Source organism: Brachybacterium sp. GCM10030267, assembly GCF_042666875.1.
In the GTDB taxonomy this organism is placed as follows: Bacteria; Actinomycetota; Actinomycetes; order Actinomycetales; family Dermabacteraceae; genus Brachybacterium.
This window is the reverse complement of sequence record NZ_JBHTCX010000011.1, coordinates 369,334-384,156: the sequence shown is the minus strand read 5'-3', so window position 1 is coordinate 384,156 and position 14,823 is coordinate 369,334. Positions and strand designations below refer to the sequence as shown.

Annotated in this window: 11 protein-coding genes; 10 read left to right on the top strand and 1 reads right to left on the bottom strand. The window is 70.3% G+C overall.

Annotated features, from left to right (window positions below; genetic code table 11):
* Positions 1 to 62 precede the first annotated feature (62 nt).
* The gene (locus ACFQS2_RS10840; RefSeq protein WP_377018581.1) at positions 63 to 1,049 is read right to left on the bottom strand and encodes a sugar-binding transcriptional regulator; all 987 of its coding nucleotides are present in this window, start codon (positions 1,047 to 1,049) and stop codon (positions 63 to 65) included.
* A 284-nt stretch (positions 1,050 to 1,333) separates the two neighbouring features.
* Here ACFQS2_RS10840 and ACFQS2_RS10835 point away from each other — a divergent pair, with 284 nt between their 5' ends.
* The 10 genes from ACFQS2_RS10835 (at position 1,334) to ACFQS2_RS10790 (ending at position 14,793) form a co-directional block, all read left to right on the top strand.
* The gene (locus tag ACFQS2_RS10835; protein ID WP_377793776.1) at positions 1,334 to 2,794 is read left to right on the top strand and encodes an ABC transporter substrate-binding protein; all 1,461 of its coding nucleotides are present in this window, start codon (positions 1,334 to 1,336) and stop codon (positions 2,792 to 2,794) included.
* Positions 2,795 to 2,797: 3 nt separating this feature from the next.
* Positions 2,798 to 3,808, top strand: a complete 1,011-nt coding sequence (locus ACFQS2_RS10830) for a carbohydrate ABC transporter permease (RefSeq protein ID WP_377793775.1) — start codon at positions 2,798 to 2,800, stop codon at positions 3,806 to 3,808.
* Positions 3,805 to 4,698 (top strand): carbohydrate ABC transporter permease, encoded by an 894-nt coding sequence (locus ACFQS2_RS10825; protein ID WP_377793774.1) that lies wholly within the window; start codon positions 3,805 to 3,807, stop codon positions 4,696 to 4,698. The genes ACFQS2_RS10830 and ACFQS2_RS10825 overlap by 4 nt, the downstream gene beginning before the upstream one ends.
* Before the next feature lie 93 nt (positions 4,699 to 4,791).
* Positions 4,792 to 5,883 carry a LacI family DNA-binding transcriptional regulator gene (locus tag ACFQS2_RS10820; protein WP_377018577.1) on the top strand — a complete coding sequence of 364 codons (1,092 nt, stop codon included), beginning with the start codon at positions 4,792 to 4,794 and terminating at the stop codon, positions 5,881 to 5,883.
* A 461-nt stretch (positions 5,884 to 6,344) separates the two neighbouring features.
* The gene (locus ACFQS2_RS10815; RefSeq protein WP_377793773.1) at positions 6,345 to 8,015 is read left to right on the top strand and encodes an ABC transporter substrate-binding protein; all 1,671 of its coding nucleotides are present in this window, start codon (positions 6,345 to 6,347) and stop codon (positions 8,013 to 8,015) included.
* A gap of 7 nt (positions 8,016 to 8,022) precedes the next feature.
* Complete coding sequence (locus ACFQS2_RS10810; protein WP_377018575.1) at positions 8,023 to 9,003, top strand: ABC transporter permease; 981 nt, start codon at positions 8,023 to 8,025, stop codon at positions 9,001 to 9,003.
* A complete protein-coding gene (locus ACFQS2_RS10805) occupies positions 9,000 to 10,127 on the top strand; it encodes an ABC transporter permease subunit (RefSeq protein WP_377793772.1) in 1,128 nt (375 codons plus the stop codon). Before ACFQS2_RS10810 ends, ACFQS2_RS10805 begins: the two co-directional genes overlap by 4 nt.
* Positions 10,124 to 11,980 carry an ABC transporter ATP-binding protein gene (locus tag ACFQS2_RS10800; RefSeq protein WP_377018573.1) on the top strand — a complete coding sequence of 619 codons (1,857 nt, stop codon included), beginning with the start codon at positions 10,124 to 10,126 and terminating at the stop codon, positions 11,978 to 11,980. The genes ACFQS2_RS10805 and ACFQS2_RS10800 overlap by 4 nt, the downstream gene beginning before the upstream one ends.
* A 29-nt stretch (positions 11,981 to 12,009) precedes the next feature.
* A complete protein-coding gene (locus ACFQS2_RS10795; RefSeq protein WP_377018571.1) occupies positions 12,010 to 13,200 on the top strand; it encodes a glycoside hydrolase family 1 protein in 1,191 nt (396 codons plus the stop codon).
* 42 nt (positions 13,201 to 13,242) lie between these two features.
* Complete coding sequence (locus ACFQS2_RS10790; RefSeq protein WP_377018570.1) at positions 13,243 to 14,793, top strand: sulfatase; 1,551 nt, start codon at positions 13,243 to 13,245, stop codon at positions 14,791 to 14,793.
* Positions 14,794 to 14,823 lie beyond the last annotated feature (30 nt).

Below are 14,823 nucleotides of genomic sequence, written 5' to 3'. Positions count from 1 at the left end.
CGCGTTGCCCCACTCGCACCCCTGGCACGCGACCGTCCGGGACGCCGGCGGCGCGGCGCCCCTCACTCCAGCAGTGCGGCGACCTGATCGGCAAGGTCGGGGGCGAGCACGATGTCATCGACCAGACCGGAGCGAGCAGCGGCCACGACGGCCTCCGGCCGCCCCACGGCGGGCGCCGCCGCGATCACGTGGGCCCGGCGCAGCTGGTCGGGGCGCACGCCGACCACCCTGTCCTCCATCGCGGAGTGCCACACCGCCCCGGTGCCTGTCAGCAGGATGCCGCAGGTCTCCGCCACGACTCCGGCCTCCTGCGCGCGGCGCTGCTCGCTCTCGGCGAGGCGGGCCCACAGAGTCGAGGCCCCCGGGGACCAGGCCCCGACGGATACCACCGCGACGTCGAGGCTGTCGGCCGCATCGAGGGCCGTGCGCACTTCGTCCATGGACCGCAGCGAGGCGGCGACCTGCGCGGAGTCGACGATCAGCGGCGTGGGCAGGGCCCAGACCTGGCCGCCGCTGAAGGAACCCAGGGTGTGGACGAGGGCCGAGGAGTGCGCGGTGGAGTAGCCGGGGGCGCTGAGCGGACCGACCAGCTGGACGATGTCGGCCGGAGGCAGCGAGTCCAGCGACTCGGGAAGGTGCATGAGGGTCCGGGACCAGGCCACGCCGAGCCGGCCGCCCTCGCGCAGGCGGGTGGGCAGCAGCCGGGCCACCTGCCGGGCGATGGCGGCGCGCATCGATTCGCCGGGGCGGGCCGCGGCGACTGTGACCGAGGCGATGCCCAGCTGCTGGGCAAGCTGAGCGTGGTCATGGCCGGCGGCCGCGGGGTCGACGATCTCGATACGCACGATGCCTTCGTCGCGCGCCTCGTCCAACAGCCGGGCCACCTGGAAGCGGGACAGCTCGTGCCGTCGGGCGATCTCGACCTTGGACAGGCCATCGATGTAGTACTCGGTCGCCAGGGCGGCCTTGAGGGAGCCGGACACAGTGGTCGCCTCGGAGCGGTCGCCGGCCGGCGCCACCTCGCTCACCGCCGCATCATCCTGCGCCATGCCGGCACCTCCTGCCACCTGGGGATAGCGATCATCTGTCGCCCAACTGTTGCTCACGTGAGCGTATATGACTACGCTCACTCGCAGTTGAGCATTTCGAGCGATCATCTGTGAGCACCGGCGAGGCCGTCGGCCGCAGTCATCCTCCAGCGGAGACATCGCCGTCCGCGGCGGTCGCGCCGGAGCGACCGTTCCCGCGGCACGGACGCCGGAGGCGCCCGAGAGACCTGATCGACCCGCTCCCCCGAGACTCCAGCCTCGAGCCGTTCAGAGGAGAACAGCGCATGGGACACCGCCGACCACATCCGCCCCGCGAGGCCCACCCGCCGGGCGCCTCGACCCGCGCCGCGGGGTCGACCCCGAAGGCGTCACCACCACGCAGCCCTCTCACCCGGCCCTCCCGTCGGAGCCTGCTCGGTGCGGGCCTGACCGCAGGCATCGGCGCCGCCGGGCTGGGCCTGGCCGGCTGCGCCCCCGCGTCGGCCGGGCGCGAATCGATCGTGGTGGCGATCGTGTCGAACCCGCAGATGCAGGACGCGATCAGCCTCATCGACCACTTCACCGCGCAGCACCCGGACATCGACGTCCGCTTCGTCTCGCTGCCGGAGAACGAGGCCCGCGCGAAGATCACCGCCTCGGTCGCCTCCGGCGGCGGCGAGTTCGACGTGGTGATGATCTCCAACTACGAGACCCCGCTGTGGGCGCCCAACGGCTGGCTCACCGACCTCGAGCCCTACATCGCCCGAACCGACGGGTACGCCCCCGAGGACTTCGTACCCACCATCCGCGATGCCCTCACTGTGGACGGCTCGATGTACTCGGTGCCGTTCTACGGCGAGAGCGCGTTCCTGGTCTACCGCCAGGACCTGTTCGAACAGGCCGGCCTGGAGATGCCGCAGCGGCCCAGCTGGGATCAGCTGCGCGAGTTCGCCTCCGCGCTGCACGATCCCGACAACGGTATGGCCGGGATCGCGCTGCGCGGCCTGGCCGGGTGGGGCGAGAACCTCGCGCCGATGAGCACCGTGATCAACACCTATGGCGGCTGCTGGTTCGACATGGACTGGGCCCCGCGGCTGGATTCCGAAGAGGTCCACGAGGCGGTCTCGATGTACGTCGACACGCTGCGCTCCTACGGCCAGCCTGGCGCCGCCACCTCCGGTTTCGGCGAATGCCTGACCCAGTTCAGCCAGGGCAACGCGGCCATGTGGTTCGACGCCTCCTCGATGGTCTCCGGGGTGGAGAACCCCAGCTCCTCGACCGTCGTCGGCAAGACCGCCTATGCGCTGGGGCCGACGGAGAGGACCGAGTACGCCGGCTGGCTGTACTCCTGGGCGCTGGCGATCCCCGAGACCAGCCAGAAGAAGGACGCGGCCTGGGAGTTCATCGCCTGGATGACCCACCCCGACTACTTCGATCTGGTGGGCAACGAGGTCAGCTGGGAGGCGCTGCCGCCCGGCTCGCGGCTGTCGACCTACGAGATCCCCGAGTACGCGGAGCTCTCGCAGAACTACGCCGAACCCACGCTGGATTCGATGGAGAACGCCACCCAGGAGAACGCGATGACCGTGGAGGTGCCCTACGACGGGCTGCAGAACGTCGTCATCCCCGAGTTCCAGGATCTCGGCACGCGCGTGGGCCAGCAGTTCTCCGCCGCGATCGCCGGCTCCAAGACGGTCGACGAGGCGCTGGCACAGTCCCAGACCTTCGCCTCGTCCGTCGCCCGCACCTACGGATGGGAGGGCTGAGCGATGAGCGCAGCCACCGACACCCCGGCCGACGCCCCACGCACCGGCGGGACCGGGCGCACCGGTTCACTCGCCTCGCAGGCAGGTCCGTCGGCCGACGGATCCCGCGGAGGCAGACCGCGCGGGCAGGAGGGCTCCCGGGCCGACGGGTGGCGTCGCCGCCTGCCGCTGATGCCCGCGTTCCTGTTCGTGGTGATCTGCACCCAGATCCCGTTCCTGCTGACGATCTGGTACTCACTGCGCTCCCGCAACCTGCTGCGCCCAGAGGGCGAGGAGTTCGTGGGCCTGCGCAACTACCTCGACATCTTCATCGACTCCACCTTCCGCACCGCCGCCCTGAACTCGGTGCTGATCACGCTGGGCTGCGTGGGCGTCTCGATGGTGCTGGGCCTGGGGCTCGCGCTGCTGCTGGACCGGAAGTTCGCCGGCCGCGGCATCGTGCGCACCCTGCTGATCACGCCGTTCCTCATCATGCCGGTGGCCGGGGCGATGCTGTGGTCGATCTCGATGTTCAGCCCCACCTACGGGCTGGTGAACTGGCTGATCTCCTTGGTGGGCATCTCCCCCATCGACTGGACCAGCCAGCTGCCGCTGCTCTCGATCCTCATCGCGCTGGTGTGGCAGTGGACGCCGTTCATGATGCTGCTGCTCCTGGCGGGGCTGCAGTCCCAGACCGGTGACGTGCTCGAGGCCGCGCAGATGGACGGCTCCACCACGTGGCAGACGTTCGTGCACATCACGCTGCCGCACCTGCGCTTCTACCTCGAGCTCTCGGTGCTGCTGGGCGCGATCTACGTGGTCAACACGTTCGACCAGATCTACCTCATGACCGCCGGCGGGCCCGGCACCGCCAGCGCCAATCTGCCCTTCTACATCTACCAGCGGGCGTTCCTGGGCTTCGACATCGGCCAGTCCGCCGCGATGGGCGTGATCACGGTGATCGCCACCATCATCATCGCCACCTTCGCGCTGCGCCTGATCTTCACCAGCATCAACTCCAAGGAGCAGTCATGAGTGCCGTCACCGCCGACGCCCCGCGCACCCCCGCCGCTGCACCGGCCGCCTTCCAGCCCAGGCGGCGACGGCCGACGGGGCGGGCCCGCGGAACCCTGCTGACCGTGCTGGCCTGGGCGGCGGGCCTGATCTTCTTCGCCCCGGTGGCGTGGATGGTGCTGACCAGCTTCAAGCAGGAGTCGCAGGCCGCCTCGAACCCGCCCACCTTCTTCTTCACCCCGACCCTGGAGCAGTACGCCTCGATCATCGGCTCCTCCGGGGCCGCCTCCTATCTGGTCAACTCGGTGATCGCCACCGGCGTCTCCACGCTGCTGGTGCTGATCCTGGCCGTGCCGGCGGCGTACGCGGTGAGCATCCGCCCCATCAAGCGCACCCAGGACGTGCTGTTCTTCTTCATCTCCACCAAGATGCTGCCGGTGGTCGCGGTGATCATGCCGATCTACGTCATCGCCGGTCAGCTGCGGATCCTGGACAACATCCTGACGCTGATCGTGCTGTACACGGCGATGAATCTGCCGATCGCGGTGTGGATGATGCGCTCGTTCTTCCTCGAGGTGCCCGGCGAGGTGCTCGAGGCGGCCTCCATCGACGGGGCCACGCTGATGCGCACGATGCGCACCGTGCTGCTGCCGATGGTGGCTCCGGGCGTCGCGGCGACCGCGCTGATCTGCGTGATCTTCGCGTGGAACGAGTTCTTCTTCGCCTTGAACCTCACCGCCGCCAACGCCGCCACGGTGCCGATCTTCCTGATGTCCACCATGACCTCGGAGGGCCTGTTCCTGGCGCGGCTGTCCGCCGCCTCGGTGCTGGCCTCGCTGCCGGTGGTCCTCGCCGGCTGGGTCGCCCAGAAGCAGCTGGTGCGCGGGCTGTCGATGGGTGCGGTGAAGTAGGCCGGTGATCGACCGGGCGAGGGTTCGGGTACCGTGCGACAGTTCCCGCCACAGCCCGAGGTGCAGCTCGTGCACCGCCCCGGAGGATCCGTCGTGCCGCTGAAGAAGTCACCGACCGTCTATGACGTGGCGGAGCATGCCGGAGTGTCCATCGCGACGGTCTCGCGGGTGCTGCGAGGCCCCGAGAAGGTGGCCGCCGGCACCCGGGAACGCGTCCTCTCGGCCGTGCAGGAGCTCGGATACGTCCCCAACGCGAGCGCGCGAGGGCTCGCCGGCCGCCGAACGGGGGTGCTCGGCCTGCTGATCCCCGGCCACGACATCCCCGCCACCAGCAGCCGGCCGACGGACGTCGACGGCGAGGTCGAGTTCCTCGAGGACCATGACGACTCCCACGCGGGCCCCCTGCGCAACCGCTACTTCGAACAGCTCGTCCAGGGAGCTGAGGCCGCGGCCTGGCGCGACGGCTACGCCCTGCTGATCGCGGCCGGCACCAGCGTGAGCCGTGACGTGGTGCTGCGGGACCTGACCGGCCGGGTGGACGGGCTCGCGGTGGTCTCCCGCACGGTGCCCGACGACCTCATCGAACGCGCCGCCCGCAGCGTCCCGCTGGTCCTGGTCGCGGGCGAGATCCGCGGCGCCACCGATTCGGTGCGGGTCGACAACCGCGGCGGGATGTCCGCCCTGACACGGCACATCCTCACGGTGAAGCCGCCCGGCCCCGTGGTCTATCTCGCCGGCCCGCCCAACTCCCCCGACGCCACGGCCCGCGAACTCGGCTTCCGCGACGCGGTGGCGTCCCATGACGGCCCGTGGCACCGCGTCCTGGCCGACTTCTCCTGGCAGGGCGGGTACGACGCGCTCGGCGAGCAGCTGCGCAGCGGGGCCCCCGGGGCCGTGATCGGGGCCAACGACCAGAGCGCCCTGGGCGCCCTGGCCGCGCTCCAGGAGGCGGGGATCCGGGTGCCCGAGCAGTGCGTGGTCACCGGTTTCGACGGGATCGACGAGGCCCGCTACAGCCGGCCGCGCCTGACCACGGTGCGCCAGCCCATGACCGACCTCGGCATCCGCGCCGTCGAAGCCCTGCTGCGGCGCATCGCCGATCCCGACGCCGAGCCCCTCGACCTGCAGCTGCCCGTCGATGTGCTCCTGCGCGACAGCAGCGGCAGAGCCGCGCCCGCCACCTGAGCCCGGGCAGGCTCCCGCTGCACCGCCCACGCCCGCGACCGCCACGGCCACCGCGCCCTCCCGGCGGCGAACGGCACCGCGAGATCCGTGACCCTGTTGCTTCACGGCATGAATACCAACGCGCTCACGGATCCCGCCGGGGCCCGGGTCCGATCTGCCCGCCGGGGCCCGGGTCCGATCTGCTCGGCCGGCCCGCCGGGGCCGCGTGGCACCCCGCCGCGTCCCGGGGTTGCACGAGCGGCATGTAAGCGCATACAGTCTCATCGTTCCGTACGACGGAGCGCCGATGCCGGTGATGGAGGAGGCGCCCCGGTCCGCACGGACACCGGCAGGCAGGTTCCTCCCGCGACGCGGCGGGCACCGGCCCCTGCACCTCCGCTCCCGGAGGCGTCTCCACTGCTGGAGGCACCTCGACCCACGGAGCGGAGTCGTTCACAACGACGGCGTGAGGACGTGACGACGTGGCATCTGCACCACACCTGAACCTGGGCCGGCGCACCCTGCTGGCCGGCGGCGCGCTCGGCATCACCGGGCTCGTCGCCTCGGGATGCTCCCTGCAGATCACGAGCCGGCCCGATCCCACCATCGGCGACGACACCATGCTCATCGCCGGGGACAAGGGCACGCCCACGTTCACCGCGAACTTCAACCCGTACCAGTCCAATGCCCGCACGGCGGCGACGATCATCTACGAACCGCTGATCTGGATCAATCCGCTGGACGGGGAGCTGGAGCCATGGCTCGCCGAGGACTGGGAGCAGCCGGACCCGCAGCAGATCGTGATGACTCTGCGCCAGGGCGTCACCTGGCACGACGGCACCGAGCTGACCAGCGACGACGTGGCCTACACGTTCCGGATGCTCCAGGAGTTCCCGGCCAATGACACCGCGGGCGTGTGGGGCCGGCTCGAGTCGATCGAGACCGACGGGGCCACCATCACCTTCACCCTGCTGGCCCCGGACACCCCCGCCCTGCCCGTGATCGGCAAGACGATCATCGTCCCCCGGCACCTGTGGGAGGGGGTCGAGGACCCCTCGACCTGGCGCAACGAGGAGCCTGTCGGCTCCGGGCCGTTCGCACTGGGCAACTTCACCTCGCTGCAGTACACGCTCGACAGGTACGAGGACTACTGGCAGGCCGCGTCGATCGACATCTCCCACCTCGTCTACCCCGCGGCCAGCGAGCAGCTCGACCTGGTCACCAAGGGTTACGACTGGGCGTACTCGTACATGAGCGATGTCGAGAACACGTGGATGGCGGCGAACGAGCACAACAAGTACTGGTTCCCGCCCGGCGGGATCATCGGCCTGCATCCGAATCACGACGTGGCCCCCTTCGACAGCGCCGACGTCCGTCGCGGCCTCGCCCTGGCGATCGACGGCGAGAAGATCGCCTCGGCCGCCGTCGAGGGATACACCGGCCCGGCCAGCCAGTCCGGGATGCTGCTGCCCAACCAGGAGGACCTGCTGAACCCGGAGCTCCCGGACCGCGGCTTCCTGCAGCAGGACACCGACGCCGCCATCGAGGCGTTCGAAGCGGCCGGGTTCACGTACGACGGCACCACGATGCTCACCCCGGAGGGTGAGCCGTTCACCTTCGCGCTCTCCACCCCGAACGGGTACACCGACTGGCTGCGGGCCGTGCAGGCCGTCCAGAGCCAGCTGGGGGCGATCGGCATCGAGGTCACCATCGACGCGCCGCAGGCCGCCGCCTACGAGGCGAACCTGACCAGCGGCGACTATCAGGTCGCCTGCGGCTCGTCGAACGGCTCCGACGCCTTCCAGGGCTTCACGAACCTGCTCTCGGGCGAGTACTACGCCCCTATCGGCGAGGAGACGCAGAACAATCGCATCCGGTACCAGAATCCCGAGGTCGACGACCTGATCACGCGATACCGCGCCTCGGTCGCAACCGAGGAGCAGACCGAGATCCTGCACGAGCTGCAACGGATCTTCTACCAGGATCTCCCTGTCATCGCCATGTACTACGGCGGGCTGTGGGGCCTGTACAACGACGGTCGCTTCACCGGCTGGCCCACCGCCGAGGACCCCTACGCACCGCTGCAGACCTACGGGTCCTCACCGCTGATGGTGCTGACCAGAGTGCGCCGCGCCGGCCAGGAAGGCGAGTGATCCCCCGATGAGATACGCCCTGCAACGCCTGGGATGGTTCCTGCTGACCCTGTGGGCCGCCATCACCATCAACTTCCTGCTCCCCCGGATGATGCCCGGCTCCCCCGCCGACGCCGCCATCGCCAAGCTCTCCCAGAACGGGCCCGTCACCGAGGCGACGCGGCGCGCGGTCGAGGCCCAGCTCGGGGTGCCCGACGGCAACATCCTCCAGCAGTACGTCGACTATCTGGGCCAGATCTTCTCCCTGGACTTCGGTGTCTCCTACGCCTTCTACCCCGAGCCCGTCAGCGGTCTGGTCTCCCAGGCATTGCCGTACACGCTGATCCTCGTGGGCCTCGTGACCGTCGCGGCCTTCGTCATCGGCACCCTGATCGGTGTGCTCTCGGCGTGGAAGCGCGGCACCTGGCTGGATGCCCTGCCCACCGTCGGCGGCAGCTTCATCAACACCTTCCCCTACTTCTGGACCGCGCTGCTGCTGCTGTTCCTGCTGGGATACGTGCTGCACCTGTTCCCGACCTTCGGGGCGTACTCCGCCACCACCGTGCCGGGACTCTCCCTCGAGTTCGTGCTCGATGCGATCTACCACGCGGCCCTGCCTGCCTTCACGATGCTGATCACGTCGCTGGGCGCCTGGATCATCGGCATGCGCAACGCCATGATCACCACCCTCGGCGAGGACCACGTGACCTTCGCGGAGGCCAACGGCATCCCCGGGCGCACGGTGGCGCTGAAGTACGCGGCGCGCAACGCGATCCTGCCGAACCTGACCGGCTTCGGCATGGCCCTGGGCGGGGTCGTGGGCGGCTCGATCCTCGTCGAGCAGGTCTTCGGCTACCCGGGGATCGGGTTCCTCCTGTTCAACGCGGTGACCGGCCAGGACTACCCGCTGATGCAGGCGATCTTCCTGATGATCACGGTCAGCGTCCTGGTGGCGAACCTGCTCGTGGACATCCTGTACGGCATTCTCGACCCGAGGACGAGGCGATGAACGCACCCACCGACCGCACCCCATCGAATCCCGGGGGCGAGGACGCTCCTGGGACGGCCGGCCCCGTCGGGGCGAGCAGTCCCGCAGGAACCAGCCCCGCCGGCCGTTCCGGACCCGACGGGAGCCCGAGCCCCGTCGGCCGCCCCGGACCAGCCGGCGACCACGGACCAGCCGGCGACCACGGGCCCACCGGCGACCACGGGGCTCCCGGCGACCGCGGATCCGCCGCTGCGGCCGACGCCACCGCGCAGCGCCACCCCGCCCTGGCGGCCCTCGCCGGCGGATTGCGCACCATCTGGGGCAACCGCAAGGCCCGCATCGGCCTGATCATCCTGGGTATCTTCGTGGTGCTGGCCGTGCTGGCGCCGCTGCTGGCCCCCTACGATCCCAAGGACAACACCTTCGAGCGCAACCTCGACGCCTCCGCCCAGCACTGGCTGGGCACCACGGCCGCCGGGGAGGACGTGCTCAGTCAGGTCATCTACGGCGCCCGGATCTCCCTCGTGGTGGGCTTCGGGGCCGGCGGCATCTCCACGGTGATCTCCGTGATCATCGGCCTCACCTGGGGGTACATGCGCGGGATCCTGGCCGACGTCGTCAACTTCATCGTCAACCTGTTCCTCGTCATCCCCGGCCTGCCGCTGATGATCGTCGTCGCCACGTATCTCAGCAACGGCGGCATCTCCGTGATCATCGTGGTCATCGCCGTCACCGGGTGGGCGTGGGGAGCCCGCGTGCTGCGCAGCCAGACACGCACCCTGCGCAGCCGCGACTTCGTGGAATCTGCCCGGTTCTCCGGCGAGCGGGCGCCGCGGATCATCTTCCGCGAGATCCTCCCGAACATGACCTCCATCATCGCCGGCGGTTTCTTCGGCTCCGCCACCGCCGCGATCCTCGCCGAGGCCGGGCTCGAGTATCTCGGGCTGGGCGATTCCACGGTGGTCAGCTGGGGCACGATGATCTATTGGGCCCAGAACTCCAACGCCATGCTGACCGGTCAGTGGGCGCTGCTGTTCGCCCCGGGCCTGTGCATCGCCCTGCTGGCCACCTCCCTAACCCTCATCAACTTCGGCATCGACGGGATCAGCAATCCCCGTCTGCGGGAAGGGAGCACCGGGCGATGAGCACCGCTCCGATCACGACGCAGCACACCACGGCAGAAGTCGAACCCCTGCTCAGCGTCCAGAACCTCTCCGTCGTCTACGAACCGGTGGGGGCACGCCCCACCCATGCGGTCAAGGACGTCTCGTTCGACGTCGGCCGCGGGGAGTTCATCGGCCTGGTGGGGGAATCCGGCTCCGGCAAGTCCACCCTGGGCTTCGCGCTGACGGCACTGGCCAAGCCGCCTGCCCGCATCGAGGGCGGCCGGGTGATGTTCGGCGAGGTCGACATCGCCCACATGAGCCAGGAGGCCCTGCGCACACAGCGCCAGGGCGGCTTCGCGATGGTGCTGCAGGCCGGGATGAACACGTTGAACCCGGTGCGCACCATCCGCAAGCACTTCCACGACATCTTCGCCGCCCACGGACATGTCGCGAGCGGCCGCCGCGACCAGCGGGCCGAGGAGCTCGTGGGCCGGGTGTCCCTGGGCCCGGAGGTGCTGGACCGGTACCCCTTCGAGCTCTCCGGCGGCATGCGCCAGCGCATCACCATCGCGCTCGCCCTCTCGCTGGAGCCGCAGCTGATGGTCTTCGACGAGCCCACGACCGCGCTGGACGTCCTGGTCCAGCACGCGGTGATGGACACCATCCGGGCGCTGCAGGCCGAGGAGGGCTTCACCGCCATCCTCATCAGCCATGACTTGGGGGTGGTGCTCGAGTCAGCGCACCGCGTGCTGGTCATGCACGACGGCCGCATCGTCGAGGACGCCCCCAGCGCCGAGATCCTCCACCGGCCGCAGCACGAGTACACCCAGATGCTGCTGAGCCACTTCGCCGATCCCCGCGCCGAGCACGTCTCGCTGCCCGGGCTCGAGGCGCCCGAGCTGCGCGCCACCTCCCCGCACGGTGAGGCGCCGCCGGCCGGGAATGGCCCGTCGGCCGAGCACCATCCGTCGGCCGAGCACCATCCGCCGGCCGAGCACCCCCCGTCGGCCCCGCCGCCGCATCCCGGATCGACGGCCGACGGGCCGGCACCGGGCGTCGCCGGCTCCGCACGCCGTTCGGGCCCGGCCGTCCCTGACGGCCCCGAGCTCCGCGTCCAGGGCGTGACCAAGCGCTACGCCCCGCCCCGGCGCCGCGCCGCGCCCGTGCTCGCGGTCGACGACGTCAGCTTCACGCTCGCCCCGGGCGGGGCCACGGCGCTGGTCGGGCAGTCCGGCAGCGGGAAGTCGACGCTGGCGAGGATGATCACCGGGGTCGAGAAGCCCACCGAGGGCAGCATCCAGCTGGGACCGGTCGACGTCGGTGCGCTGCGCCGGGGCGGGCTGCGGGATCTGCGGCGCACCGTGCAGATGGTGTTCCAGGATCCGTATTCGGCCCTGAACCCGCTGAACACGGTCGAGTACACCCTCAGCAGGGCGATCGCCAACCTCACCGACGTCCATCGCGACGGCGCCCGCCGGCGCGTGTTCGAGCTGCTGGAGACCGTCGGCCTCACGCCGGTCGAGCAGTACGCCAAGAAGCTCCCCCATCAGCTCTCGGGCGGGCAGCGCCAGCGTGTGGTGATCGCCCGGGCGCTGGCCGCGGACCCGCAGGTGATCATCGCCGACGAGCCCGTCTCGATGCTCGACGTCTCCCTGCGGGCCGGTGTGCTCGCGCTGCTGCGCGACCTGCGCGAGCGCACCGGCATGTCGCTGCTGTACATCACGCACGACCTGCTCAGCGCCCGTCTGATCACCGACGACATCCTCGTGCTGCACGAGGGCCGGGTGGTCGAGCAGGGCCCCACCGCGCAGGTGATGCGGCAGCCGCGCGACGAGTACACGATCCGCCTGCTCGACGCGATCCCCAACCCCGGGCGCGTCCACGGCGCCTGACCGACCCCGACACCCACGACAGGAGACCCATGTCCACGCTCCGCTTCCCCGACGGCTTCCTCTGGGGCGCCGCCACCGCCGCTCACCAGATCGAGGGCAACAACATCAATTCGAACTGGTGGGAGATGGAGCACCGCCCGGACACCCACGTCGTCGAGCCCAGCGGTGACGCGGCCGACAGCTACCACCGGTTCGAGGAGGACATCCGCATCCTCGCCGAGCTGGGGCTGAACTCCTACCGCTTCAGCATCGAATGGGCGCGCATCGAGCCCGAGCGCGGCGTCGTCTCCAAGGCGGAGCTGGCCCACTACCGCCGCATGATCGACACCTGCCTCGAGCACGGCGTCGAGCCGATCGTGACCCTGCTGCACTTCACGGTGCCGCGGTGGTTCGACCGCGACGGGTTCTGGCGGGCCGACGACGCCCCCGAGCTGTTCGCCCACTACACCGAGACGGTGCTGCCGATCCTGGACGACGTGCGCTACGTGTGCACGATCAACGAGCCCAACATCGCCGCGATGCTCGCCGGCGGCGAGAAGGCCGAGAACCTCGTCGCCCACGGCCTCGCCTTCCCCGACCTCCACGTCGCCGACCAGTTGTTGGCCTCCCACCGGGCATCCCGCGAGGTGCTCTCGGGCCGCGGCGACATCCTCTCGGGCTGGACCGTGGCCACCCAGGCCTTCCATGCCACGGGCGAGGAGGGCAGCCAGGAGAAGCTCCAGGAGTACGGCTACCCGCGCGACTTCTGGTACCTCGAGAACTCCGCCGGGGACGACTTCCTGGGCGTGCAGGCCTATACCCGCACCTTCATCGGACCCGACGGCCCGATCCCGGTGGCCGAGGGCGTCGAGACCACGCTGACCGGTTGGGAGTTCTTCCCGCCCGCCTCGGAGCTGGGAATCCGCAGCGCCTGGGAGCTCAGCGGCAACGTGCCGATCATGATCACGGAGAACGGCATCGCCACCGCCGACGACACGCGCCGCCGCGCCTACGTCCAGGGTGCCCTGGAGGGCATCCACCGCACGATCGAGGACGGCATCGACGTGCGCGGCTACCAGTACTGGTCGCTGCTGGACAACTACGAGTGGGCCAGCGGGTTCCGCCCCACCTTCGGTCTGCTCAGCTGGGATCCCGACACCTTCGAACGCGAGATCAAGCCCAGCGCCCGCTGGTACGGCGAGGTCGCGCGCGCCGGCGAGCTGAGCGTCGAGGACTCCTGACCCGACCGTCCCCCGATCCCGATTCCGATCCGGAGAGTCGCCATGACACCCGCAGCAGATCCGCATCCCGCGCCCTCGTCGGCCGCGCCCTCCCGGTCGGCCGCGCCCTCCCCGTCGGCCGCGCCCGCACCCGCCCGCCGTCCCAACATCCTCATGGTCCTCACCGACGACCATGCCGCCCACGCCATCGGTGCCTACGGGTCCGTCGTCAATCGCACCCCGCACCTGGATGAGCTCGCCGAGCGCGGCTGGGTGATGGAGGACTGCTTCTGCACCAACTCCATCTGCACCCCGAGCCGCGCCTCGATCCTCACCGGGACCCACAGCCACGTCAACGGCGTGACCACGCTGTCCACGCCGATGGATTCCTCGCTGCCCACCTTCGTCTCGCGCCTGCACGAGGAGGGGTACCGCACCGGGATCGTCGGCAAGTGGCATCTGGGCGAGGGCCCCGAGCATGCCCCGCGCGCCTTCGACCGCTGGGAGATCCTCCACGACCAGGGCGAGTACTTCGATCCCGTCTTCCGCACCGCCGACGGGGATATCCAGCGCACCGGGTACACGACCGACGTCATCACCGATCTGGCGCTGGAGTGGATCGGGGACTGGGAGGCCGAGGCGCCGAACGAGCCCTGGTGCCTGCTCGTCCACCACAAGGCCCCGCACCGGCCCTGGGAGCCCGACGAGGCCCATCGCGGCCTGTACGCCGACCCGATCCCCCTGCCGTCGACCTTCCACGACGACTACGCCACCCGCGGGGAGGCCGCCCACCGCGCGGCCATGCGCATCGCCGACCACCTCACCCTCGAGGACGTCAAGCAGTACCCGCCCGAGGGGCTCGACCACGAGCAGCTCGCCGTATGGAAGTACCAGCGGTACATGCAGGACTACCTCGAGTGCGTCGCCTCGATCGATGACAACGTCGGCCGGCTCACCGCTGCGCTCGACGAGCGCGGCCTGTTCGACGACACCCTGTACGCGTACGCGTCCGACCAGGGGTTCTTCCTCGGCGACCACGGCTGGTTCGATAAGCGCTTCATGTATGACGAGTCCATCCGGATGCCGCTGATCCTCAGCTATCCGCGGCAGCTGGCCGCCGGCCGGCGCAGCCAGGAGATCGTCACCAACGTGGACTACGCCCGCACCTTCCTCGCCGCCGCCGGCGTGGAGCCGGACCCCGGGATGCAGGGCACCAGCTTCTTCGAGGCGCTGCGCGACGAGCTGCCCCCGCAGGAGGATCCCGCCTTCTACTACCGCTACTGGGAGAACGACGACGGAATCCACGGGGCTCTGGCGCACTACGGGATCCGCACCCGGCGGTACAAGCTGATCCGGTTCTACAACGACGGGCTCGGGCTGCCCGGCACCCGCCGCAACCTGTTCCCGCCGTACTGGGAGCTGTACGACCTGCAGGAGGATCCCGAGGAGCTGCGCAACGTGGCCGAGGACCCGGCGTACTCGACCGTGCGCGCCCAGCTGGAGGAGCGACTGCGGGTGGAGCAGGCCGCGGTCGGCGACGTGCCCTACGAGCCCGAGGTCGACGCCGATGGCAGGCCCGCGCGGCTGGTCTCGCCGCCCCGGCCGCGGGGCTGAGTCGAGAGGCCGGCGAGCAGGCCGGGGCGC

What these genes read in the sequence shown, in the direction of transcription:
- ACFQS2_RS10800 (WP_377018573.1), top strand. Translation starts at nt 10,124, where the DNA reads ATGAGCACCGCTCCGATCACGACGCAGCACACCACGGCAGAAGTCGAA.
- ACFQS2_RS10830 (WP_377793775.1), top strand. Translation starts at nt 2,798, where the DNA reads ATGAGCGCAGCCACCGACACCCCGGCCGACGCCCCACGCACCGGCGGG.
- ACFQS2_RS10790 (WP_377018570.1), top strand. Translation starts at nt 13,243, where the DNA reads ATGACACCCGCAGCAGATCCGCATCCCGCGCCCTCGTCGGCCGCGCCC.
- ACFQS2_RS10810 (WP_377018575.1), top strand. Translation starts at nt 8,023, where the DNA reads ATGAGATACGCCCTGCAACGCCTGGGATGGTTCCTGCTGACCCTGTGG.
- ACFQS2_RS10840 (WP_377018581.1), bottom strand. Translation starts at nt 1,049, where the DNA reads ATGGCGCAGGATGATGCGGCGGTGAGCGAGGTGGCGCCGGCCGGCGAC.
- ACFQS2_RS10805 (WP_377793772.1), top strand. Translation starts at nt 9,000, where the DNA reads ATGAACGCACCCACCGACCGCACCCCATCGAATCCCGGGGGCGAGGAC.
- ACFQS2_RS10835 (WP_377793776.1), top strand. Translation starts at nt 1,334, where the DNA reads ATGGGACACCGCCGACCACATCCGCCCCGCGAGGCCCACCCGCCGGGC.
- ACFQS2_RS10825 (WP_377793774.1), top strand. Translation starts at nt 3,805, where the DNA reads ATGAGTGCCGTCACCGCCGACGCCCCGCGCACCCCCGCCGCTGCACCG.
- ACFQS2_RS10795 (WP_377018571.1), top strand. Translation starts at nt 12,010, where the DNA reads ATGTCCACGCTCCGCTTCCCCGACGGCTTCCTCTGGGGCGCCGCCACC.